21 protein-coding genes are annotated in these 20,769 nt (G+C 57.6%); 4 read left to right on the top strand and 17 right to left on the bottom strand.

Annotation, left to right across the window (positions count from 1 at the left end; translation table 11 throughout):
- Positions 1 to 69 precede the first annotated feature (69 nt).
- Positions 70 to 801 (top strand): arginine ABC transporter substrate-binding protein ArtJ, encoded by a 732-nt coding sequence (gene artJ / locus WFN75_RS03045; RefSeq protein ID WP_040076387.1) that lies wholly within the window; start codon positions 70 to 72, stop codon positions 799 to 801.
- 32 nt (positions 802 to 833) lie between these two features.
- Here artJ and WFN75_RS03040 read toward each other — a convergent pair whose 3' ends face one another.
- The 11 genes from WFN75_RS03040 to nfsA form a co-directional block, all read right to left on the bottom strand.
- The gene (locus WFN75_RS03040) at positions 834 to 2,291 is read right to left on the bottom strand and encodes a sensor histidine kinase (protein WP_286808630.1); all 1,458 of its coding nucleotides are present in this window, start codon (positions 2,289 to 2,291) and stop codon (positions 834 to 836) included.
- Entirely contained in the window at positions 2,288 to 2,980 is a 693-nt protein-coding gene (locus tag WFN75_RS03035) for a response regulator transcription factor (RefSeq protein WP_040076389.1), read from the bottom strand. The genes WFN75_RS03040 and WFN75_RS03035 overlap by 4 nt, the downstream gene beginning before the upstream one ends.
- A gap of 70 nt (positions 2,981 to 3,050) precedes the next feature.
- A complete protein-coding gene (gene rlmC, locus WFN75_RS03030; RefSeq protein WP_336995601.1) occupies positions 3,051 to 4,181 on the bottom strand; it encodes a 23S rRNA (uracil(747)-C(5))-methyltransferase RlmC in 1,131 nt (376 codons plus the stop codon).
- Between the two features lie 40 nt (positions 4,182 to 4,221).
- Complete coding sequence (locus WFN75_RS03025) at positions 4,222 to 4,710, bottom strand: YbjO family protein (RefSeq protein WP_336995600.1); 489 nt, start codon at positions 4,708 to 4,710, stop codon at positions 4,222 to 4,224.
- Positions 4,711 to 4,767: 57 nt separating this feature from the next.
- Positions 4,768 to 5,613, bottom strand: a complete 846-nt coding sequence (gene potI, locus WFN75_RS03020) for a putrescine ABC transporter permease PotI (protein ID WP_040076392.1) — start codon at positions 5,611 to 5,613, stop codon at positions 4,768 to 4,770.
- Positions 5,610 to 6,560, bottom strand: coding sequence for a putrescine ABC transporter permease PotH (gene potH / locus WFN75_RS03015; RefSeq protein ID WP_336995599.1), 951 nt, complete (start codon positions 6,558 to 6,560; stop codon positions 5,610 to 5,612). The genes potI and potH overlap by 4 nt, the downstream gene beginning before the upstream one ends.
- A gap of 9 nt (positions 6,561 to 6,569) precedes the next feature.
- Positions 6,570 to 7,703 carry a putrescine ABC transporter ATP-binding subunit PotG gene (gene potG / locus WFN75_RS03010; protein ID WP_286777757.1) on the bottom strand — a complete coding sequence of 378 codons (1,134 nt, stop codon included), beginning with the start codon at positions 7,701 to 7,703 and terminating at the stop codon, positions 6,570 to 6,572.
- Positions 7,704 to 7,797: 94 nt separating this feature from the next.
- A complete protein-coding gene (gene potF, locus WFN75_RS03005) occupies positions 7,798 to 8,910 on the bottom strand; it encodes a spermidine/putrescine ABC transporter substrate-binding protein PotF (protein ID WP_040076395.1) in 1,113 nt (370 codons plus the stop codon).
- A 346-nt stretch (positions 8,911 to 9,256) separates the two neighbouring features.
- Positions 9,257 to 9,733 carry a YbjN domain-containing protein gene (locus WFN75_RS03000; RefSeq protein ID WP_040076396.1) on the bottom strand — a complete coding sequence of 159 codons (477 nt, stop codon included), beginning with the start codon at positions 9,731 to 9,733 and terminating at the stop codon, positions 9,257 to 9,259.
- Between the two features lie 61 nt (positions 9,734 to 9,794).
- Positions 9,795 to 10,697: a 30S ribosomal protein S6--L-glutamate ligase gene (gene rimK, locus WFN75_RS02995; protein WP_046886878.1), complete on the bottom strand. Its 903-nt coding sequence runs from the start codon at positions 10,695 to 10,697 to the stop codon at positions 9,795 to 9,797.
- Positions 10,698 to 10,769: 72 nt separating this feature from the next.
- Positions 10,770 to 11,492, bottom strand: coding sequence for an oxygen-insensitive NADPH nitroreductase (nfsA, locus tag WFN75_RS02990; RefSeq protein WP_046886879.1), 723 nt, complete (start codon positions 11,490 to 11,492; stop codon positions 10,770 to 10,772).
- A 183-nt stretch (positions 11,493 to 11,675) separates the two neighbouring features.
- Here nfsA and WFN75_RS02985 point away from each other — a divergent pair, with 183 nt between their 5' ends.
- Complete coding sequence (locus WFN75_RS02985; RefSeq protein WP_040076399.1) at positions 11,676 to 11,945, top strand: GrxA family glutaredoxin; 270 nt, start codon at positions 11,676 to 11,678, stop codon at positions 11,943 to 11,945.
- A gap of 13 nt (positions 11,946 to 11,958) precedes the next feature.
- On the opposite strand, the gene WFN75_RS02980 is transcribed toward WFN75_RS02985, so the two are convergent.
- On the bottom strand, positions 11,959 to 12,348 hold the full coding sequence (locus WFN75_RS02980) for an inner membrane protein YbjM (RefSeq protein WP_040076400.1): 390 nt from the start codon (positions 12,346 to 12,348) through the stop codon (positions 11,959 to 11,961).
- Between the two features lie 278 nt (positions 12,349 to 12,626).
- Here WFN75_RS02980 and WFN75_RS02975 point away from each other — a divergent pair, with 278 nt between their 5' ends.
- Together WFN75_RS02975 and WFN75_RS02970 are read left to right on the top strand one after the other, a co-directional pair.
- Positions 12,627 to 14,312: an aspartate:alanine antiporter gene (locus WFN75_RS02975; RefSeq protein ID WP_336995598.1), complete on the top strand. Its 1,686-nt coding sequence runs from the start codon at positions 12,627 to 12,629 to the stop codon at positions 14,310 to 14,312.
- Between the two features lie 250 nt (positions 14,313 to 14,562).
- Positions 14,563 to 15,111: a sterol desaturase family protein gene (locus tag WFN75_RS02970; RefSeq protein WP_040076404.1), complete on the top strand. Its 549-nt coding sequence runs from the start codon at positions 14,563 to 14,565 to the stop codon at positions 15,109 to 15,111.
- Here the strand turns inward: WFN75_RS02970 and crtB are convergent.
- Genes crtB through WFN75_RS02945 form a run of 5 tightly spaced genes read right to left on the bottom strand, consistent with a single transcriptional unit; the run spans position 15,038 to position 20,561 of the window.
- Positions 15,038 to 15,976 (bottom strand): 15-cis-phytoene synthase CrtB, encoded by a 939-nt coding sequence (gene crtB, locus WFN75_RS02965; RefSeq protein ID WP_040076405.1) that lies wholly within the window; start codon positions 15,974 to 15,976, stop codon positions 15,038 to 15,040. The genes WFN75_RS02970 and crtB overlap by 74 nt on opposite strands.
- Positions 15,973 to 17,451, bottom strand: coding sequence for a phytoene desaturase (locus tag WFN75_RS02960; protein ID WP_336995597.1), 1,479 nt, complete (start codon positions 17,449 to 17,451; stop codon positions 15,973 to 15,975). The genes crtB and WFN75_RS02960 overlap by 4 nt, the downstream gene beginning before the upstream one ends.
- Positions 17,444 to 18,622: a lycopene beta-cyclase CrtY gene (crtY, locus tag WFN75_RS02955; RefSeq protein ID WP_336995596.1), complete on the bottom strand. Its 1,179-nt coding sequence runs from the start codon at positions 18,620 to 18,622 to the stop codon at positions 17,444 to 17,446. The genes WFN75_RS02960 and crtY overlap by 8 nt, the downstream gene beginning before the upstream one ends.
- A complete protein-coding gene (gene fni, locus WFN75_RS02950) occupies positions 18,619 to 19,650 on the bottom strand; it encodes a type 2 isopentenyl-diphosphate Delta-isomerase (protein WP_212477443.1) in 1,032 nt (343 codons plus the stop codon). Before fni ends, crtY begins: the two co-directional genes overlap by 4 nt.
- Positions 19,647 to 20,561, bottom strand: a complete 915-nt coding sequence (locus tag WFN75_RS02945) for a polyprenyl synthetase family protein (protein WP_336995595.1) — start codon at positions 20,559 to 20,561, stop codon at positions 19,647 to 19,649. Before WFN75_RS02945 ends, fni begins: the two co-directional genes overlap by 4 nt.
- Between the last annotated feature and the right edge of the window lie 208 nt (positions 20,562 to 20,769).

Genomic DNA, 20,769 nt, shown 5'->3' with positions numbered 1-20,769 from the left:
TTCTGACATTGTTACTCCCAGCCGCAGACACGGCATATAACGACAAGATAGACAGACGGGAGCTTCAAAATGAAAAAGTTAGTTCTGGCCGCATTACTGGCAACCTTCGCCGCTGGCGCAACGGCTGCCGATAAAATCAGCTTTGGCGTTTCAGCCACTTACCCACCGTTCGAATCGCTGGATGCCAGCAACCAGATCGTCGGTTTTGATATCGACCTGGCTAAAGCGCTGTGTAAGCAAATGCAGGCCGACTGCACTTTTACTAACCACGCCTTTGACAGCCTGATCCCGTCACTGAAATTCAAAAAATATGACGCCGTGATCTCCGGTATGGACATCACCCCGGAGCGTAGCAAGCAGGTCTCCTTCACTGACCCGTACTATGCAAACTCGGCGGTGGTGATTGCGAAGAAAGATACCTATAAATCCTTCGAGCAGCTGAAAGGCAAACGCATCGGCATGGAAAACGGTACGACGCACCAGAAGTACCTGCAGGACAAGCACCCGGAAGTGAAAACGGTGGCCTATGACAGCTACCAGAACGCGATTATCGACCTGAAAAATGGCCGTATCGATGGGGTATTTGGCGATACCGCCGTGGTGAATGAGTGGCTGAAAACCAACCCGCAGTTGGGTACAGCCACCGAGAAAGTTACCGATCCGCAGTACTTCGGTACTGGGCTGGGCATTGCGGTTCGCCCGGATAACAAAGCCCTGCTCGAGAAACTGAACGGCGCGCTGAAAGCGATCAAAGCTGACGGCACCTATCAGAAAATCAGCGACCAGTGGTTCCCGCAGTAAATATTCTCAGGCCGGGCATGCCCCGGCCTTATTTACAGGGGCACGTAGAAGCGAAAACGCGCCCCCTGCTCGGCCTCCATCAGTCTGATCCCGCCGCCGTGTAGCTCCAGCATTCTGCGAACAATCAATAATCCCAGCCCGCCGCGATGCTCGCGCGCCTCCGGCTTTAACGCTGAGGGTCGCTGGAAGAGCTCTTCACGCATCGCGGCATCAATACCCGGCCCGCTGTCGCTCACCTCCATTTGCAGCGCCTCGCCCTCCTGCCACACCTTCAGCCAGATTTCGCCGCCCGGTGGCGTATGGCGAACCGCGTTATCGAGCAGATTCGTCACCACGCGCTCAATCATCGAGAGGTCGGCGTTGACCATCGGTAACTGCTGCGGCACCTCAATTTTTAAACGTAGCTGCCGCGTCTGTACGATCAGATCGAACTTCTGCGCCACATCAGAGATCAGCTCCCCGGGGGCAAAGCGCTCGCGCTGAGGCCGAATGCTGCCGTGTTCCAGCCGTGCCAGTTCAAACAGCTGCTGCGAAAGGTGGCGAACCTTCTGCCCCTGGCGCAGCGCAATGGTCAGGTAGTGCTTCGTCTCTTCTGGCGTCAATGAATCGGCTTTCAGCGATAGAGTCTCAAGATAACCCAGCAGCGAGGTGAGCGGCGTGCGTAGATCATGGGAGATATTAGCGGTGAACTCCCGGCGCTGCCGGTCGCTGTCGGCCAGACGATCCCACTGAGACGCTATCTGCTGAGCCAGTTCAATAAAGGTGTTGCGCAGTAAGGCAACCTCGCTGGCGGGGTTTTCTTCCTGCGGCTGGGCGGCCAGCTGTTTAATGGCGCGGATACTGTCCTGGTCAAGAAAGCTGACCTCCTGCGTTAAGACCCGCACCGGGCGAGTAACCCAGTACCAGACCAGCCCACCCGCCAGAGAGCCAAAGAGCACCACCAGCAGCAGCGTCCAGAGAAGCGTATGCCAGAGCGTTTTTTCCCAGGCCATCTCAGCCAGCGCATTCAGCTCTTCGCCCTGCAAAATGATATAGAGATAGCCACGCAGCTCCCCATCCTGACGCAGCGGCGCGGCGCTGAAGACCTTCTGCCGATCCGGGCTGCGCGGGTCGTCGCCGTAAACCGGCATCATCTCACCGCCCATAAAGCGCAGCACCGGGTTGATATCTATCCGCTGGCGCTTGATATGCCCCGGCGGAGCAGCATCGGCCAGAATCTCACCATCCGCCGAGAGGACATACAGCTCAACGCTGGGGTTGAAGGTCATCAGACGGTCAAAGAGCGGTTTCAGCGCGGTGCGATCCACCCTTCCCTGGTTATCCAGCAGTGGCTCACGCTGGATAATATGCTGCGCCAGCCCGCCTGAGAGACGCTGAATCATGGCGTTGCCGTACTGCTTGCTGGTCCAGAGCTGCACCGAGCAAGCCACCGCGGCGCACAGCACCAGCAGTAACACAAACAGCAGCGTCAGGCGGCGGGTGAGCGTCATGATGTACTCCCCATAAACTTATAGCCCTTGCCCCAGACGGTGCGTATCACCTCCGGCTCGGCGGGATCCTTCTCGATTTTGATGCGCAGGCGGTTGATATGGGTGTTAACCGTATGTTCGTAGCCTTCGTGCTGATAGCCCCACACCTGTTCCAGGAGGGCCAGCCGGGAGAAGACCTCACCCGGATGACGGGCAAAGAAGTAAAGCAGATCGAATTCACGCGGGGTGAGATCCAGCGCCTGGCCATGCAGGGTCACGCTACGGGCCAGCGGATCAATGGTCATGCCGTGCGCCTCAATACGCCCGGCTGGCTGCTGTCCCATGGCCTGATGCCTGCGAAACAGCGCCCGAACGCGAGCGACCAGCTCCTGCACCGAGAAGGGCTTGGCCAGGTAATCATCGGCCCCGGTCTCCAGACCCAGAATGCGCTCCGTTTCGCTGCTGCGGGCACTGATAATGATCACCGGCAGGTAATGGCTCATCTGACGAATGCGACGGCAGATTTGCAGGCCATCCACCCCCGGCAGCATCAGGTCGAGGATCACCGCGTCCCAGCGCGTATCTTCGATAGCCAGCAGCGCGCGGCTACCGTCTGCTTCGTGGGTAATCTGGTAGCCTTCATCTTCTAAATTGAGACGTAGCAAAGCGGCGATATCGCCGTCGTCTTCCACCAATAAGATCTGTTTCATCGGTTAGCCTTTCATTCCTGGTACCACTCAAGCTTACCCGTTTCCGGCGGCGGAAGAGTTCACATTTTGTTTAAACTTTACGTACCAGCAGGGTCAGCACTTCGTAGTGGGCGGTATGGGGGAACATGTCGAAAAGCTGCACGCGGGCAATGGCATAGCCTGGGAGATGGTGCAAATCTTTCGCCATGCTCTGGGCGTTGCAGCTGGAATAGATGATATACGTCGGCGCCATCTGGCTGAGGTAGTCGCACAGCGCCTTGCCGATGCCGCGACGCGGCGGGTTGACCAGCACCAGCTCCGGCACGCTACCCTGCCCGGTGGCGAACTGGGTGGAGTCCAGCGCCTGAAAGTGCAGATTCTTCAGCCCCAGTTCGGCGGCGGACTGCTTCGCGCAGGCGATGGCTTCAGGGGAGATCTCAATGCCGGTCAGGGTCATGTCGGGCGTGGCGCAGTGCAGGCCAAAGCCGCCAACCCCGCAGAAGAGATCCCACATGTGATTCACCGGTAAAGCCCGCACCCAGTCGCGGGCGGTGGCATAGAGGCTGGCCGCTACGGCGGGGTTGGTCTGGAAGAAACTCTGCGGGCGGATCCAGAGCGGCACGCCGTTGAAGGTTTCGGCCAGCGCCTGGGACTCGGTGAGGAAGATCTCCTCCTCCCCTTCCAGAATCGCCATATGCACCGGCTGAATGTTGGCGGTAATGACCTTCAGCTGCGGTAACTGCGCCTGCAGCCACGGCAGAGCCGCACGCAGTTGCTCCAGCTTGCTGACGGAGCGCAGAACAAAGCGCAGCATCATGCCGCCGTCTTGCTGGCTTTCGGTCAACAACAGGTATTTTAACTCACCCCGTTTGCGCGCTACGTTGTAGGGGGTGAGCCCGGCGCGGGCGATAAAGGGCTTCAATGCGGCGAACACCGGCGCAAAGGAGGCAGGATAAAGCGGACAGTCGGTCAGATCTTCCGGTGTGCCATCGCGATGCAGCATCCCCAGCAGCGGTTTCTCTACGCTGCCGCTGACCACCATTTTGGCTTTATTACGGAAACCCTGTTCAGGACCGCTGACGGGTGCGCACCACGCTTCGACGGGCAACCCTGTCAGCAAGGTCTGCAGATCGGCCATTTTAGCGGAAAGTTGTTGCGAGACCGGCTGTTCAATCCACTGACAGGAGCGACAGCGGCCGGCGTCATAGAGTGCGCACTGCATACAGAAACCTTAATACGTCTGGGGGCAGCGATTATACACGTTATTGCAGACGGAAAAACCGTCGGCTGGCGGCGGGCACAAACAGCAGCAGCAGCACCAGCATGTCCGGCAGTTTCTGCATCACCAGCGTTTTAAAGATCTCCTGCCTGGACTCCCCCGGAATGCTGAACAGCTCAGGATAACCATAGCCCAGCGAGGCCGCCCACAGGTAAAGCGTGGCTATCACCTGGGTACTGAGATAGATCAGCCGCGCCCAGTTTCGCCCCTTAACCAGCGAAAAAGCGCAGAAGATTTCGATAAAGACCAGCAGCAGGCTGCCGAGGAAGATGAGCGTTAAGTTCCAGGTCTGAACGCTGCGATGGATAAAATCGCCCAGTCCCCGTAGACCCAGGGTATTAAAAATCATCACTAAATCGAGGCAGCGGATCATAATAATGGCGAGCGCCGCCACCTGCACCAGGGCAGGAACGTTAAGGCGGGCGTGTGAATGGCTTGATTTGCTTATCAGTCCCAACGTGGTGTCTTCCATGAAACGGCGCCGCGTTGTCGCGGCACCCGTTAAGCTTGTTGGCTGATTTTAGGAGCTTCAGCCGCGTCTTGCACGCTGGATATCACGTACACGCTGTTTTTCAGACCTTGCCATCAACAGCCAGGCGATCAGGCCAACAATACCTACCACGCCCAGAATCAGCGTCGCCAGGGCGTTGATCTCCGGGTTCACCCCCATACGCACGCTGGAGAAGACCAGCATCGGCAAGGTCGTGGCCCCCGGGCCTGATACGAAGCTGGCGATGACCAGGTCATCCAGCGACAGGGTGAAGGCCAGCAGCCAGCCCGAGACGACGGCGGGCATGATCATCGGCAAGGTAATCACAAAAAAGACCTTCAGCGGGGTCGCGCCGAGATCCATCGCCGCCTCTTCGATGGAGTGATCCAGTTCGCGCAGGCGCGATGAGATCACCACCGCCACGTAAGCGGTGCAAAAGGTGACATGCGCCAGCCAGATGGTGAGCATACCGCGATCCGAAGGCCAGCCAATGGCATGCCCCATGGCCACAAACAGCAGCAGCAGCGACAGGCCGGTAATCACGTCAGGCATTACCAGCGGGGCGGTGATCATAAAGGCAAAGCCGTTAGCCCCGCGGAAACGGCCAAAGCGCACCATCACCACCGCCGCAATGGTGCCGAGAATGGCCGCCATCGTCGCCGCACAGGCGGCAATCGTCAGGCTCAACCCCACCGCGCTCATCATGGCGTCGTCATGGAACAGTTCGCTGTACCAGCGCGTCGACCAGCCCGCCCACACCGTCACCAGCTTCGAGCTGTTGAAAGAGTAGATGACCAGCATCAGCATCGGCGCATATAAAAAGGTAAAGCCGATGATGAGGATCAGGATGCGCCACGGCGAGCGCACGACCGGTAAGTTGTTCATCCGTGGTCTCCCATCTGTTTCTGCTGATGTTTGTGGAACCACATGATCGGCACGATCAGCAGCAGTAACATCACAATCGCCACCGCCGAGGCCACCGGCCAGTCGCGGTTATTGAAGAACTCCTGCCACAGCACGCGGCCAATCATGATGCTGTCCGGCCCGCCGAGCAGTTCAGGGATCACGAACTCTCCCACGGCCGGGATAAAGACCAGCATCGAGCCGGCAATGATCCCCCCTTTGGTGAGCGGCACGATGATGCTGAAGAAGGTTTTCAGCGGGCGGGCGCCGAGGTCCAGCGAGGCTTCCACCAGCGAGTAATCAATGCGCGTCAGGGCGGTATAGATAGGCAGCACCATAAACGGGAGATAGGCATACACCACCCCGATATAGACCGCGAGATTGGTATGCAGGATCACCAGCGGCTGATCGATGACCCCAAGCCACATCAGGAAGTTATTCAGCACCCCGTTGTTCTTCAGGATCCCCATCCAGGCGTACACGCGGATCAGGAAAGAGGTCCATGAGGGCAAGATGACCAGCAGCAGCAGGATATTGCGCGTCGAGGGCTTGCTGTGCGCCACTGCCCAGGCCAGCGGATACCCCAGCAGTAAACAACAGAGGGTGGATACCCCGGCAATCTGCAGCGATTGCAGGTAGGCCTCGAAATAGAGGGGATCGTCCGTCAGCTGCAGGTAGTTGGCGATATTCAGGGTGATCGACAGCTGATCGTCTGCCCACTCCATCAGATTGGTATAGGGCGGGATCGCCCGCGCCATCTCGGCGAGGCTGATCTTAAAGACGATCAGGAAAGGGAGTAAAAACAGCAGAACCAGCCACAGATAAGGCAGCGCGATCACCAGCTTGCGCCCGTGCGCCATCTGCAGGCGCGTCAGCCAGCGGGTCCCGCCCGCAGCGCGCGCGGGCATCGGTGAGTCAATTTTACTCATGGCCACTCCTTATACCGTCAGCACAACGCAGCTGTCGGCATCCCAGCAGAGGCGAACTTCATCGCCCCAGGTCGGGAGGCCTTTCCGGTAACGGTGTTCGTTTTGCAGCTGGGCGCTGATCATCTGTCCGCTCTTCAGGCGCACGTGATAGATCGACAGATCGCCGAGATAGGCAATATGTACCACCTCACCCACGGCAAAGTTGTAGCCATCGGCGGGGACGTCATCGCAGAGCATGATTTTTTCCGGGCGCAGGGCCACGTAAACCGGCACGTTATCCATGACCGAGGCATCCGGGTCAACCTTCAGCGGGTGGACCAGCCCGGGCGAGTCAATCACCAGCCCGTCTTCTTCGCGGGTTTTCAGTAGCCCCTCGAAGACGTTAACCGAGCCGATAAATTCGGCGCTGTAGCGGGTTGTCGGGTGTTCGTAAATCTCTTCCGGCTCGCCAATCTGCACGAACTTGCCGCGATTCATGATGGCGATACGCCCTGCCATGGTCATCGCCTCTTCCTGGTCGTGGGTCACCATGACGCAGGTGGCCCCCACGCGTTCGAGGATATCCACCACTTCCAGCTGCATGCGATCGCGCAGCTTTTTATCCAGCGCGCCCATGGGTTCATCCAGCAGCAGCAGCTTGGGGCGCTTTGCCAGGCTGCGGGCCAGCGCGACACGCTGGCGTTGCCCACCCGATAGCTGATGCGGCTTACGTTTCGCGAACTCCTGCATGTGTACCAGGCTGAGCATCTCCGCCACGCGGCTGGCGATTTCCGCTTTCGGCAGCTTGTCCTGCTTCAGGCCGAAGGCGATGTTCTGCTCCACGGTCATATGCGGAAACAGCGCGTAAGACTGGAACATCATATTGATTGGACGCTGATAAGGCGGCACCTGAGAGAGGTCTACCCCGTCGAGCATAATCTGCCCGGCGGTGGGTTGCTCAAAGCCCGCCAGCATTCGCAACAGCGTCGATTTGCCGCAGCCCGACGCACCAAGCAGCGCAAAAATTTCGCCTTTATAGATAGTGAGGCTGACGTCATCCACGGCGTGCTGGCCGTCGAAAGATTTGGTCAGATTACGGATTTCCAGCAGCGGGGTCAGCGCTTTACGGGTTTTCGCCTGTGGGCGGGGGGTCGCGTCGTTCACGGGGTGCTCTCCGGCATAAACTAAAACAGTGCCACTGCACGTTGTTAGTGCAGTGGCCGGGCAGCTACGGGCTGCCCGGCAAGGACGTCAGACGTTATTTACCGCTTTTCACTTTCGTCCACGCACGGGTACGTACGCGGTCGATTTTCGGTTCCTGCACTTTCAGGGTGAAGAGCTTGGCAAAGACATCTGCTGGCGGATAGATAGCCGGATTGTCACGCACTTCCGCGCTGATCATCGGTACCGAGGCCTTGTTGCCGTTGGCATAGAAGACATGATCGCTAATGTGGGCAATCACCTCTGGCCGCATCAGATAATTGAGGAACTGATAGGCTTCGTCTTTATTTTTCGCGTCGGCAGGCATCGCAAAGACGTCAAAGAAGGCCAGCGCCCCCTCTTTCGGAATGAAGTAAGAGACATTCACGCCATTTTTCGCCTCTTTCGCGCGGTTAGCCGCCTGCCAGACGTCGCCCGCCCAGCCGACTGCCACGCAGATATCGCCGTTCGCCAGGTCGTTAATGTACTGTGAGGAGTGGAAGTAGCGAATATTTGGACGCAGCTTCAGCAGCAGGTCGGTCGCCGCGCCGGTGTAGTCATCCGCTTTGCTACTGTTTGGATCTTTGCCCAGGTAGTTAAGCACAGTGGCAAAAATCTCTTCTGGTGCATCCAGGAATGAGACGCCGCAACTTTTCAGCTTTTCGAGGTTCTCTGGCTTCAGAACCAGGTCCCAGCTGTTGAGAGGCACATCTTTGCCAAGCACCGCTTTTACTTTATCCACGTTGTAGCCAATACCGGTGGTAGCCCACAGATACGGGAAGGCGTATTTATTCTCCGGGTCATGTTTTGCGACCAGTTTCAGCACTTCAGGATCGAGGTTTTTCCAGTTCGGCAGTTTGCTTTTATCCAGCGGCTGGAAGACACCCGCGCTAAGCTGACGCTCCAGGAAGCTGGCAGACGGTACCACCAGGTCGAAGCCGGTGCTGCCCGCCATCAGTTTGCCTTCCAGCACTTCGTTGGAGTCGAAAACGTCGTAAACCACTTTGATGCCGGTCTCTTTCTCAAAATTCGCGACGGTATCCGGCGCGATATAGTCAGACCAGTTATAAACATGCAGCGTTTTCTGTTCCGCGGCGAGCGTACCGGCGGAGATCGCCATCAAGGCCCCCGCAACCAGACCCGATAACCATTTTTTATTTAAGGCGGTCATAGCTTTATTCCTTCCAGGAGTTCATTAAAACGAACTTAAAATGTGCATTCTCACTTATGCAAGAATCATGCATATTTTGTCGCTCTGCCGGGATCAGAAGAAAAAACTCTGGTGGCAGGTTTGCTCACAGTAAAAAAAGCTTCGCAAGAATAAATGTAGTTCGTTCCTGCGGCTATAGCCCAGATTAAAAAACGCCTTTTATCAATTTTTCGCGCGGTAAATGTCTATGTGGTAAGCCAAAAGGGTCATTACGAAGTGATTAACGCTATCACTGTGGGGAAAAAGCAGCAGAAAAAATGGCGTTACGCAGCCACGCTGGTGGCGGCTGCGTATTACTCAGGCGAGGTTAGTGCAGAAAATGGGAGGATGAATCGTTATTCTCTGGATCTTCTTCCGCGTTATAGAGCAGGTGGTGTGCGCTGGCTTCCATCATCACCATCGAAATTTGCTCTTCGCTCTGGCGTAAGAACCCGGCGAACTGCTGATAGGTCACACCGGCCCCCACGCATAAAGACTGGCACACGACCAGCTTCGGCAGGTTATCGTCCTGAATGTCGAGGAAGGCTTTCACCGTCAACGAGCTGGCGTTAATGGCCGAGAGATCGGATGCCAGCGCCAGCAACGCCGAGGGTTTGACCTCGGCGAGGGCAGAAAACAACACCACATCGTTAATCAGATCGAGCTTGGCATCAAACACGCCATCAAAATTCTGCATGTGGGGAATGTGTAATGCCTGACAGGTATCGCATTCAAAAAAGCTGATGCCCATATCGTCGAGCCATTGACGTAGCGTATCCAACGTGGGTACGACGAGAGTTTCCATAAAGGTTGAGCCTCTTAACTGTAATTCGCATAGCTTACGCAATATGTGCGCGGCAATCTATTTATCCGCCCGTTTTCAGGCAGAAGCCAGGCGTTGCCTGACGTTCGATCCAGGCGATCATTTTACCGGCAATATCCACGCCGGTGGTTTTTTCGATCCCCTCAAGGCCTGGCGATGCGTTCACTTCCATCACCAGCGGACCGCGGTTGGCGCGGAGAATATCTACCCCCGCAATATCAAGCCCCAGCGTATGGGCGGCTTTCAGCGCGATCTCCCGCTCACGCAGGGTGATATTGGCTACCCTGGCGACGCCACCCCGGTGCAGATTAGAGCGAAAATCGCCCTCTTTGGCCTGGCGTTCAATGGCGGCCACCACTTCATCACCCACCACCAGGCAGCGGATATCGCGGCCTTTGGCCTCTTCGATATACTCCTGCACCAGGATGTGGGCATTCAGGCCGCGAAAGGCGTCGATAACGCTCTCTGCGGCCTGGCGGGTCTCGGCCAGCACCACGCCGATACCCTGCGTGCCTTCAACCAGCTTCACCACCAGCGGCGCGCCGCCGACCATATCGATCAGGTCGCTGGTATCATCCGGGGAGTGGGCAATGCCCGTCACGGGCAGATCGATTCCCTGACGGGCAAGCAGCTGCAGGGACCGAAGTTTATCCCGGGCGCGGGTAATGGCGACAGACTCATTGAGCGGATAGCTACCCAGTAGCTCAAACTGACGCAGCGCGGCGGTACCGTAAAAGGTGATGGCCGAGCCAATGCGGGGGATCACCGCGTCAAAGTGCGGCAGTTGGCGCCCTTTGTAGTGAATGGAGGATGCCGCCGGGCTGATATTCATATAACAGGACAGCGGATCGAGAACTTCCACCAGATGGCCGCGTTTTGCCGCCGCTTCACGCAGGCGTTTACACGAATAGAGCGTTCCATCCCGGGACAATATGGCAATTTTCACCCTGCACCTCTCAGACATGATCTGGTAAAAGCCTGCGTATCATACACGCAGGCAGGCGCAGGAAAAATGGGGTTATCGCGTTGCCCAGCCCTGTTTGTGCAAATAATCGAGGATGAACGGACGATTCTCTTTAATGATGGTGCGCTGGATATGGTCACTCCAGGTGTCGCGACGGTTATTACTGCCGCGCGTCATATAGTAGTGGGCCAGCTCGTCGTCGTACTGGGCCAGAATCGCTTTATCGACCGGCTGGTAGTGATTCTCATGCACCACCAGCGCGGCGGGCAGGCGCGGCTTCACATCCGGGTTGTCTGCCGGCCAGCCCAGGCACAGGCCAAACAGCGGCAACACATGTTTGGGCAGCGCTAACAGCTCCGTTACCGCCTCGATACTGTTGCGAATGCCGCCGATGTAGACGCCACCCAGCCCAAGTGACTCCGCCGCCGTAAGCGCGTTCTGCGCCAGCATCGCCGTATCCACCACGCCTAACAGCAGTTGCTCCGCCAGACCGAGCTGCGCGTCCGGGCAGATCTGCAGATGGCGGTTAAAATCGGCGCAAAAGACCCAGAACTCCGCCGCCTGGGCCACATGCTTCTGCCCGCCCGTCAGGCCGACCAGCTGTTCACGCATCGCCGGATCGGTAACGCGGATTATTGAGGTGCATTGCAGAAAACTGGAGCTGGAGGCCCCCTGCGCCCCGGCAATGATTGCGTCGCGCTGAGCATCAGTAATGGGCTGGTCGGTAAAATGGCGAATGGAACGGTGAGCGCGTAACAGGTCAATCGTCGGGGTCATAATGTCTCTCTTCTCCTGGCTAAAAACAGCAATGGAGCCAGTATAGGCAAAGAATCTGGCGCTGTAATTGGCGAAACATAGCCTGAAGATATCAATGCAACAGGCGAAACCTGCTTTCTATTACCGTAAGTTATCGGCAATATAGCGTTATTCGCCGTCAGGCTTTCAATTCAGGAGAGAACCATGTTTGCAGTTATTTTTGGACGTCCGGGCTGCCCGTACTGTGTACGTGCTAAAGAGCTGGCAGAGAAACTGACCGCCGAGCGTGACGATTTCAACTACCGTTATGTTGATATCCACGCGGAAGGTATTACCAAAGCGGATCTGGAAAAGACCGTGGGTAAACCGGTTGAAACCGTGCCGCAAATCTTCCTCGACCAGACCCACATTGGCGGCTTTACCGATTTTGAAGCCTACGCCAAAGAGAATCTGGGCCTGTTTGCCGCTCAGTAATGTTAAAGCGCCCTCACTTTGAGGGCGTTTTTATTTTGCGACGCGGATGGATGAGCGCCCGCCGCACAAACATAACGACCAGCGCGCCGAGCGCAAACCAGAAGACGCCGCTTAACAACCACGCCAGCTCCTGAAAGAAGGAGCGCCCAGAGACAGTAAACAGACGCATCACCAGCAGGCAGAACGGCGCCGCCAGCGTCGCCCCCAGCAACGGCTTCACCACCTCTCCGCTGCGCGTAAGCGCACTGGCAACGGCACCGGGTATGATAAAGAACAGCAGCCCTAACTCAGGATGCCTGCCAGCAAGAAATGCCCCTTTTACATTTAATGTCAGGCAGAGACAGACTGCCGTGTACAGTAAAAAACAGCGAGCAACTCCTGGCCAGTGACGTTTAATATCCAAACAACCCCCTGCCTCTCTTCATTCAAATAAATTTATCGTCCCCCGGACGCCCAATTTGATACGATATGCGGCATTCCTTGCCAAAACACGCTGCATGGTTGTCTAACCGTTGTCGGATGCAGTGCACCGTAACGATTAAACTAATGGTCTGATATTATTGTTTGGGATATATTATGTTGCGAAAAAAGGCGTTGTTAGCCTCTCTTCTGATAGCAGAAACAGTAGCCTAAATACCCCATCTATTCAACCACTTACTGGTAAACAAGAAGTTATCCTCCGTGAATATAAACGTCGCAGATTTGTTAAACGGGAATTACATCCTGTTATTATTTGTCGTACTGGCGCTGGGTCTTTGCCTCGGGAAATTACGCCTCGGTTCAGTACAACTTGGTAATTCCATTGGCGTTTTAGTGGTCTCTTTATTATTAGGCCAACAACATTTCAGCATTAACACCGACGCCCTGAATCTCGGTTTTATGCTGTTTATTTTTTGTGTTGGCGTGGAAGCCGGGCCCAACTTTTTTTCTATTTTCTTTCGCGACGGTAAGAATTATCTGATGCTCGCGCTGGTCATGGTCGGCAGTGCCCTGCTGATCGCGCTGGGCTTAGGGAAGCTGTTTGGCTGGGATATCGGGTTAACCGCGGGCATGCTTGCGGGTTCGATGACCTCCACGCCGGTACTGGTGGGCGCGGGGGATACGCTACGTCATCTCGGCCTGGATAATACCCAGCTCTCTCTCGCCCTGGATCACCTCAGCCTGGGCTATGCCCTCACCTACCTGATTGGCCTGGTGAGTTTGATCGTCGGCGCCCGCTACCTGCCCAAATTACAGCATCAGGATTTACAGACCAGCGCGCAGCAGATTACGCGCGAACGTGGTCTGGATACAGACAGCAAACGCAAAGTTTATCTGCCAGTCATCCGCGCCTATCGCGTGGGGCCAGAGCTGGTCGCCTGGGCCGACGGTAAGAACCTGCGCGAGCTGGGCATTTATCGTCAGACCGGCTGCTATATCGAGCGTATTCGGCGTAACGGCATTCTGGCGAACCCCGATGGAGACGCGGTATTGCAGATGGGAGACGATATCGCCCTGGTAGGCTATCCGGATGCCCATGCCCGCCTTGATCCGAGCTTCCGTAACGGTAAAGAGGTGTTTGACCGCGATCTGCTGGACATGCGTATTGTGACCGAAGAGATCGTAGTGAAAAACCACAACGCCGTCGGTCGCCGTCTGTCACAGCTTAAGCTAACCGATCACGGCTGTTTCCTGAACCGGGTGATCCGCAGCCAGATCGAGATGCCGATCGATGACAACGTGGTGCTGAACAAAGGCGATGTGTTGCAGGTGAGCGGCGACGCGCGCCGCGTTAAAACCGTGGCTGACCGCGTGGGCTTTATCTCTATTCACAGCCAGGTGACCGACCTGCTGGCGTTTTGCGCCTTCTTTATTGTTGGCCTGATGATTGGGATGATCACTTTCCAGTTCAGCAACTTTAGTTTTGGCATCGGCAATGCCGCAGGTCTGCTGTTTGCCGGGATCATGCTCGGCTTTTTACGTGCGAACCACCCGACGTTTGGCTATATCCCACAGGGTGCGCTGAATATGGTGAAAGAGTTTGGCCTGATGGTGTTTATGGCCGGCGTGGGCCTGAGCGCGGGCAGCGGCATTGGCCACAGCCTGGGGTCTGTCGGCTGGCAGATGCTCGGCGCAGGCCTTATCGTCAGTCTGGTGCCGGTAGTCTTAAGCTTCCTGTTCGGCGTGTGGGTGCTGCGCATGAACCGCGCCCTGCTGTTCGGCGCGCTGATGGGGGCACGCACCTGCGCCCCGGCAATGGAAATTATCAGCGATACCGCCCGCAGCAACATTCCAGCGCTGGGCTACGCGGGCACCTATGCTATCGCTAACGTCCTGTTAACGCTGGCGGGGACCTTGATTATCATTATCTGGCCGGGACTGGGCTAACGGAAAATTTGCGTAAAGATGAAAATATTTTCACTTTGCACAGAACTTTTCCTCCAGACGTCAGTCATAACTATTGCCACTGCTTTTCTTTGATGTCCCCAATTTGTGGAGCCCATCAACCCCGCCGTTTTGGTTCAAGGTTGATGGGTTTTTTGTTGTCTAAAATCCCCCAACAAATCTCTCCTCTCCCCCTCCACTCCCGCAATTAGGTGTTACGCTTAATCACCAGGACTTATAAACAGGAGCAAGCATGCTCGCGCTTTACAACACCTTGATCGTACTCCTTACCGTTGCCGCCATGGAGCTCATCGCGGCGCTTGCGCATAAGTACATCATGCACGGCTGGGGATGGGGATGGCACCTCTCTCACCACGAACCCCGCACGGGCTGGTTTGAGGTGAACGACCTCTATGCCGTCGTCTTTGCGCTGTTAGCGATTGGCTTGATTGCATGGGGAACCTGGGGGATGTGGCCGCTGCAGTGGATTGGCGCAGGCATGACGCTCTACGGCGCGCTGTACTTTATGGTCCATGACGGGCTGGTGCACCAGCGCTGGCCGTTCCGCTATATACCGCGCCGTGGTTATCTGAAGCGACTCTACCTGGCCCATCGTCTGCACCATGCGGTGCGGGGAAAAGAGGGCTGCGTCTCCTTTGGCTTTCTCTATGCCCCGCCGGTGGAGAAGTTGCAGGCGACCTTACGTCAGCGTAAGGCCGATGCGCAGGCTACGCGCTCGCCAAAAGCGGACGCTGCCACAGACCAGCCGGCCGCGGCGCCTGCGAGCCGAAACGAGAAGTGAGCGCCAGGGCAGCGCCCTTCATCAACAATGCGGATTTCTCCAGGGCGTTAGTGCCCTGGCGTTTATCCCAGGCCTGCTCTCCTGCTGCGCTGACCTTCACGCCAATCTCCCGGTAAACGCCGTGCGCGGAGGCAATCGCCCACGCCGAGCGCAAAGGCAGACCGGCCAACCCCGCCCGGGCTGACGCATAATAAGGCTCGGCCTCGGCCACCAGCCGCTGTGCCAGGCGGGCAACCTGCTGACGCTTTCCAGGGTCGGCGACCTGCTCCGGTGTAAGGCCTACCTCCGCCAGCCAGCGGGCAGGAAGATAACAGCGGCCCACGCGGGCATCTTCAACGATATCCCGGGCAATATTCGTTAGCTGAAATGCCAGCCCCAAATCACAGGCGCGATCGAGCACCGCTTCGTCGCGCACCCCCATGATCCTTGCCATCATCAACCCCACCACCCCCGCGACCCGGTAGCAATAGAGCAGCGTATCCTCGAAGGTTTCGTAGCGGGTTTCGCGCACGTCCATGGCAAAGCCCTCAAGGTGGGCCAGTGCCAGCGGCAAGGGGATATTGTGGCCCAGCGCCACCTCCTGAAAAGCGGCAAAGGCCGGCTCCGTCATCACGGCCCCTTCCCAGGCGCGGCGGGTTTCGCTTTTGAGCGTCTCCAGGCGCTGCTCCGCCGGCGTCGCTTCCGGGGTCTCAATATTGAACCCCAGCGCCTGCCCGTCTATCACATCATCGCAATGACGACACCAGGCGTAGAGCATCAGCACGCCGCGTCGGGTGGGGGCATCGAACAGTTTCGCCGCGGTGGCAAAGCTTTTCGAGCCGACGGCGATGGTCTGGTCAGCGTGCTCCATCAGGGTGTTATTCATCCGGAAAGCGCCTCCAGCATCAGCCCCGCGGTCGCTTTTGCCGAACCGATCACTCCCGGAATTCCCGCGCCCGGGTGGGTACCTGCGCCCACCAGATAAAGGTTCTCGATTTTGCTGTCACGATTGTGCGGCCTGAACCACGCGCTCTGGCGCAGTATGGGCTCAATGGAGAAGGCCGACCCGAGGTGCGCGCCCAACTGGTCACGAAAATCAAAGGGGGTAAAGATGCGATGGGTCACCAGCTGGCTACGCAGGCCCGGCATGTAGTGCTGCTCAAGATAGTCAAAGATCCTGTCGCGCAGGCGCGGCCCCTCTGTGTGCCAGTCGAGATCGGCCGTACCCAGATGGGGCACCGGCGCCAGCACGTAATAGCTACCGCAGCCGGGCGGTGCCAGGGAGGGGTCAGTCACGCAGGGGGCATGCAGATAGAGCGAAAAGTCCTCTGCCAGGGTGTTTTTATTGAAAATATCATCGATCAGGGCTTTATAGCGCGGGCCAAAGCAGACGGTATGGTGCGCCAGATCGTGCTGTTTATTGAGACCAAAATAGAGCACAAACAGCGAGTTGCTCATCCGCTTACGCTTCAGAGAGGCCGCGCGCGCCGCGCCGGCAGGATGATGGCCGAGCAGCTTTTCGTAGGTGTGCACCACGTCGGCGTTAGACGCCACCGCCGCGGTCTGGATAGTTTCCCCGTTCTTCAGCTCAACGGCGCGGATGCGGTTGTCGTCGGCAATCAGCCGGGTCACCTCAGCGTTCAGCCTTATCTCGCCCCCAAGATCCTGATAGAGCTTCACCAGCCCCTGCACCAACGCCCCCGTGCCGCCACGGGCAAACCAGACCCCCCACTCCCGCTCCAGGGCATGAATAAGGGTATAAATAGAGGAGGTGGCGAAGGGATTCCCCCCTACCAGCAGCGAGTGGAAGGAGAATGCCTGGCGAAGCTGTTCGTTCTCAATGAAGCGGGAGACCATGCTGTAAACGCTGCGCCAGGCCTGCAGGCGGGTTAACTGAGGGCCGGCCCGTAGCATATCGCGGAATGATAAAAAGGGAACGGTGCCGAGCTTCAGATACCCCTCTTTAAAGACCTCCCGTGAGTAGGCGTGAAACTTCCGATAGCCTTCGACGTCGCGCGGATTGAAGCGCGCGATTTGCGCCTCCAGTTTGTCCTGGACGTTGTCATAATCAAATACTTCCCCCGTCTCCCAGCACAGGCGGTAGAACGGGGTCACCGGCAGCAGCTCGACGTAATCTTCCATCCGCTTTCCGGCGAGGGTAAAAAGCGCTTCAATGGCGCTGGGATCGGTGATGACCGTCGGCCCTGCGTCAAACGTAAACCCCTCTTCCTGATAGACGTAAGCACGCCCGCCAGGCTTATCGCGCTGCTCCAGCAGCAGCGTGTCAATCCCTTGCGCCTGTAGCCGGATGGCGAGCGCTAAGCCGCCGAATCCGGCGCCGATAATAATAGTTTTAGTCATGATAAAAGGCTCGCAGCCGGGGAGTAAGTTGCAAAATGGCGAGCATCGCTTCGCCGACCGGAACAGGCGGTTTGCCTGCCAGAATTCGTGCTTTATCACCGGGCGTCAGCTGCCCGGCGTAAAAACGGCCTATCAGCCCTTCATTCAGGGTGTAAAATCGCTGCATCACCCGCCAGCGGTTATCCGCCTCTCCCGCCAGAAAAAGCATGCGGTTGAGGACGCGGAAAAAACGTTGAGCGCGCCACTGGCGCAGGGCATATCGGTGAATCAGCCGGGACAAGGCTTGTGCGTTGATATCCTTCGCGTCGGCAATGGCTTCGGCAAGGGCAACGGCGTGCGGCAGGGAGTAGCCGGTGGTGGCATGAAAAAGCCCCGCCCGCAGGCCGCTGCAGGGCTGTCCCTCACGTGCCCGCCAAAAAGCGTTAACATCACCTGAGAGCATAATCGGCAGATGCCCCTGCTCCTCGCGCACCAGCGTCTCTAACTGCCAGCCCTGCTGGCGGGCATAGTCAGCGATATGTTGCCGCGCATCGACGCTCTCAAGCCGGGCATCATCAATATAGTGGGTGTCTTCGATCAAAAGCTCAGTGGCTGAAAAAGGGAGGGTATAGACGAAGCGATACCCGCCCTGCTGGTCGACCGTCGCATCCATCAGGATCGGGCGCGTCAGGCCGTGCGGCTTTTTGAGCCGCCACTGCTGGCCGAGAAAAGACTGGCTGCCGGTACGTAAATGGGCCTCTGGCTGATAGCCCCTGCCATCAATCACCGCCGCGGCCTCCAGTAAGGTACCGTCCGTCAGCGTAACGCTCGTCGGCGTGAGGGAGGCGATGCTCACCCCGGTTTGCAGGCTATCGCCCAGATCCTGGCTGAGCACATCGGCAAAATGGTCTGAGGTGAGCGTGAGATAGTCGCCTGGCAGCGTACGCGTCAGCGCCGGAAAACGGACGTCGTAACCCGGCCAGCGGTAACTGACGAGCGGAGCCAGCCAGCGGTGCTGGTCAGGGGTCAGATCGTCCTGGTGGAAGGACCAGGTATGATTCCCGCCAGGGCGCGTCTGCGCTTCAAGCATCAGGACGCGAAGTTCAGGACGACGGTGCGATAGATGCCAGGCGATCAGCCCGTTGGCCAGCCCGCCTCCCGCCAGAATCAGATCCCATTGGCGTGTTGTCATGGGGTCCCGGCTACCAGGGTGGCCTTGCGAAGCGCCGCCAGGCTGTCGCTGCCCGTACAGAAACAGGCAACCCGAAGCTGGGCAATCATGGTCTCAAAATGGGCGATGACCGCATCGCTGGAAATCAGCGCGCTTTGCAGAACGCCAGCCGCCTGTCCGACCAGGCTGGCCCCCAGGCAGAGTGCCTTCGCCGCCTCCACGCCGTTGGCGATACCGCCCGAAGCGATGAGCGGCATCTCCGGCAGCGCCTGGTGAAGATCTTTTAAGGCCACCGCAGTAGGAATCCCCCAGTCGGTGAACGCCATGGCCACCGCACGGTCGTGCGCCGAGATGGCGCGTTCGCCCTCTACGGCGGCCCAGCTGGTTCCGCCTGCACCGGCCACATCGAGCATGGCGACACCCGCCTCTGCCAGCTGGCGCGCAACCGGCACCGATAAACCATTGCCCACCTCTTTCACTACCACCGGTACCGGCAGCGCTTCTACCGTCTGCTGAATGGCATTAAGCACGCCGCACCAGTTGCGGTCACCGCCGTGCTGCAGGGCCTCCTGCAGAGGGTTGAGATGGATGATCAGTGCGTCAGCCGCCAGGGTCTCTACCGCACGCTGCGCGAAATCGCGTCCCTGAGGACCGGCAATTTGCGCCGCGCCCAGATTCGCCAGCAGGACAATATCCGGTGCCGCATCCCGGAGGGAACGGGTCAATCCCTGGGTTGCGGGGCTTTCAAGCGCTACGCGCTGCGATCCCACCCCCATTGCCAGCCCCAGAGTCTGGGCAGCCCTGGCCAGGTTTTGATTAATCAGGGTCGCCCGCTGCGTCCCCCCAGTCATGGAGCTGATGAGCAGCGGTGCCTGCAAGGTTCGGCCAAACAGGGAGGTTGAAAGATCAACCTCATCAAGGTGTAGCTCTGGCAGGGCGCAGTGTTCAAACCGCCAGCGTTCAAAGCCGCTGGTGCATTTCCTGACACCTGCGGCATTCCTGAGGACGATATCGAGATGATCGCTTTTCCGTTGCGACAGACTGGTCATTGACACTCCGAAAGGGAAAGGCTCTGGCTGATGTGCGACAACTGTTTATCAAACCATGCACGAATATAGCGGCGGGCGGCACTTCCGTGCTGACAGGCTGTCGCCAGGTGTTGGTCAGCGCTGTTGACATGCTCAAGCAGCCGCTGAAAAACGGTCTGGGCGCCAAGGACCGCCACCAGCGTGGATTTATCCTCATCCTGATGGGGATCTTTACCGGTGGTATTGGAGCCGTCGGTAAGATCGTCAATCAGCTGAAATGCTTGCCCCAGATCGCGGGCAAAAAAACGTAGCCGCTCATTAACCGCAGGCGGAGCCTGGGCCGCAATCGCCGCCAGCTGCAACGTCGCGTTAAACAGGCTGCTGGTCTTCAGCTCGTTGGTCAGCAGGATCTCATCCACATTTTGCGCCTGCCGGGCTTCGTTGAGATCGCGAAATTGTCCCTGCACCAGCCCCATATGCCCGACGGACATAGAGAGCTCGGCAATGGCGCGGGCTTTCGCCTCATGCGTGAGCGCGGGCGCGCGTGAAATAACGTTAAAGGCGTGGCTCAGGAGCGCGACCGCAGAAAGTATGGCGACGTTTTCGCCATACTGACAGTGAATGGTCGGCCGCCCACGGCGCATCTGGGCATTATCCATGCAGGGCATATCATCCAGGATAAGCGAGGCAACATGGACCATTTCGATGGCACAGGCCAGATCCAGTAGGCCCGGCTGCTCGCGTTTGCACCCCATGTCTGTGGCGGCCAACACCAGCAATAACGGACGCATCCGCTTGCCGGCTATAAGCGTTGCATCGCGCATTGCCGCATAGACCTGCCCTACCTGTTCACCGGCAGGGAGAAGCTGCTCAAGGCGTTGTTCAAACGCAGGCAGAAGTATCTTTGCATCATCTTCATGGCTGAGAGTCATAGTCGCTTTCCCGTTATTGTTATGGCGAGCTCCGCAGAAGATGGGTAAACGGATCCCGGGGAGGATGTAGAAAGCGTAGCGCATCCTTTTGCGTTTTGTTTTTAGCGAGCGAAAAAGAATTATGGGCAGCGAAATTCGATATTTAAAATCAATGAGTTAAAAGAAATGTACAAGCTAAAATTCTACAAGAATTTACATTTGTATAGAT

The sequence above is a fragment of the Leclercia sp. UBA7405 genome, from assembly GCF_037152215.1.
Classification (GTDB): Bacteria; Pseudomonadota; Gammaproteobacteria; order Enterobacterales; family Enterobacteriaceae; genus Enterobacter; species Enterobacter pneumoniae.
This window is presented reverse-complemented; position numbering and strand designations above follow the sequence as displayed.

Excerpts from the sequence above, each read along its gene's own strand:
- artJ (WP_040076387.1), top strand. The coding sequence starts at position 70 with ATGAAAAAGTTAGTTCTGGCCGCATTACTGGCAACCTTCGCCGCTGGC.
- WFN75_RS03040 (WP_286808630.1), bottom strand. The coding sequence starts at position 2,291 with ATGACGCTCACCCGCCGCCTGACGCTGCTGTTTGTGTTACTGCTGGTG.
- WFN75_RS03035 (WP_040076389.1), bottom strand. The coding sequence starts at position 2,980 with ATGAAACAGATCTTATTGGTGGAAGACGACGGCGATATCGCCGCTTTG.
- rlmC (WP_336995601.1), bottom strand. The coding sequence starts at position 4,181 with ATGCAGTGCGCACTCTATGACGCCGGCCGCTGTCGCTCCTGTCAGTGG.
- WFN75_RS03025 (WP_336995600.1), bottom strand. The coding sequence starts at position 4,710 with ATGGAAGACACCACGTTGGGACTGATAAGCAAATCAAGCCATTCACAC.
- potI (WP_040076392.1), bottom strand. The coding sequence starts at position 5,613 with ATGAACAACTTACCGGTCGTGCGCTCGCCGTGGCGCATCCTGATCCTC.
- potH (WP_336995599.1), bottom strand. The coding sequence starts at position 6,560 with ATGAGTAAAATTGACTCACCGATGCCCGCGCGCGCTGCGGGCGGGACC.
- potF (WP_040076395.1), bottom strand. The coding sequence starts at position 8,910 with ATGACCGCCTTAAATAAAAAATGGTTATCGGGTCTGGTTGCGGGGGCC.
- WFN75_RS03000 (WP_040076396.1), bottom strand. The coding sequence starts at position 9,733 with ATGGAAACTCTCGTCGTACCCACGTTGGATACGCTACGTCAATGGCTC.
- nfsA (WP_046886879.1), bottom strand. The coding sequence starts at position 11,492 with ATGACCCCGACGATTGACCTGTTACGCGCTCACCGTTCCATTCGCCAT.
- WFN75_RS02985 (WP_040076399.1), top strand. The coding sequence starts at position 11,676 with ATGTTTGCAGTTATTTTTGGACGTCCGGGCTGCCCGTACTGTGTACGT.
- WFN75_RS02970 (WP_040076404.1), top strand. The coding sequence starts at position 14,563 with ATGCTCGCGCTTTACAACACCTTGATCGTACTCCTTACCGTTGCCGCC.
- crtB (WP_040076405.1), bottom strand. The coding sequence starts at position 15,976 with ATGAATAACACCCTGATGGAGCACGCTGACCAGACCATCGCCGTCGGC.
- WFN75_RS02960 (WP_336995597.1), bottom strand. The coding sequence starts at position 17,451 with ATGACTAAAACTATTATTATCGGCGCCGGATTCGGCGGCTTAGCGCTC.
- crtY (WP_336995596.1), bottom strand. The coding sequence starts at position 18,622 with ATGACAACACGCCAATGGGATCTGATTCTGGCGGGAGGCGGGCTGGCC.
- fni (WP_212477443.1), bottom strand. The coding sequence starts at position 19,650 with ATGACCAGTCTGTCGCAACGGAAAAGCGATCATCTCGATATCGTCCTC.
- WFN75_RS02945 (WP_336995595.1), bottom strand. The coding sequence starts at position 20,561 with ATGACTCTCAGCCATGAAGATGATGCAAAGATACTTCTGCCTGCGTTT.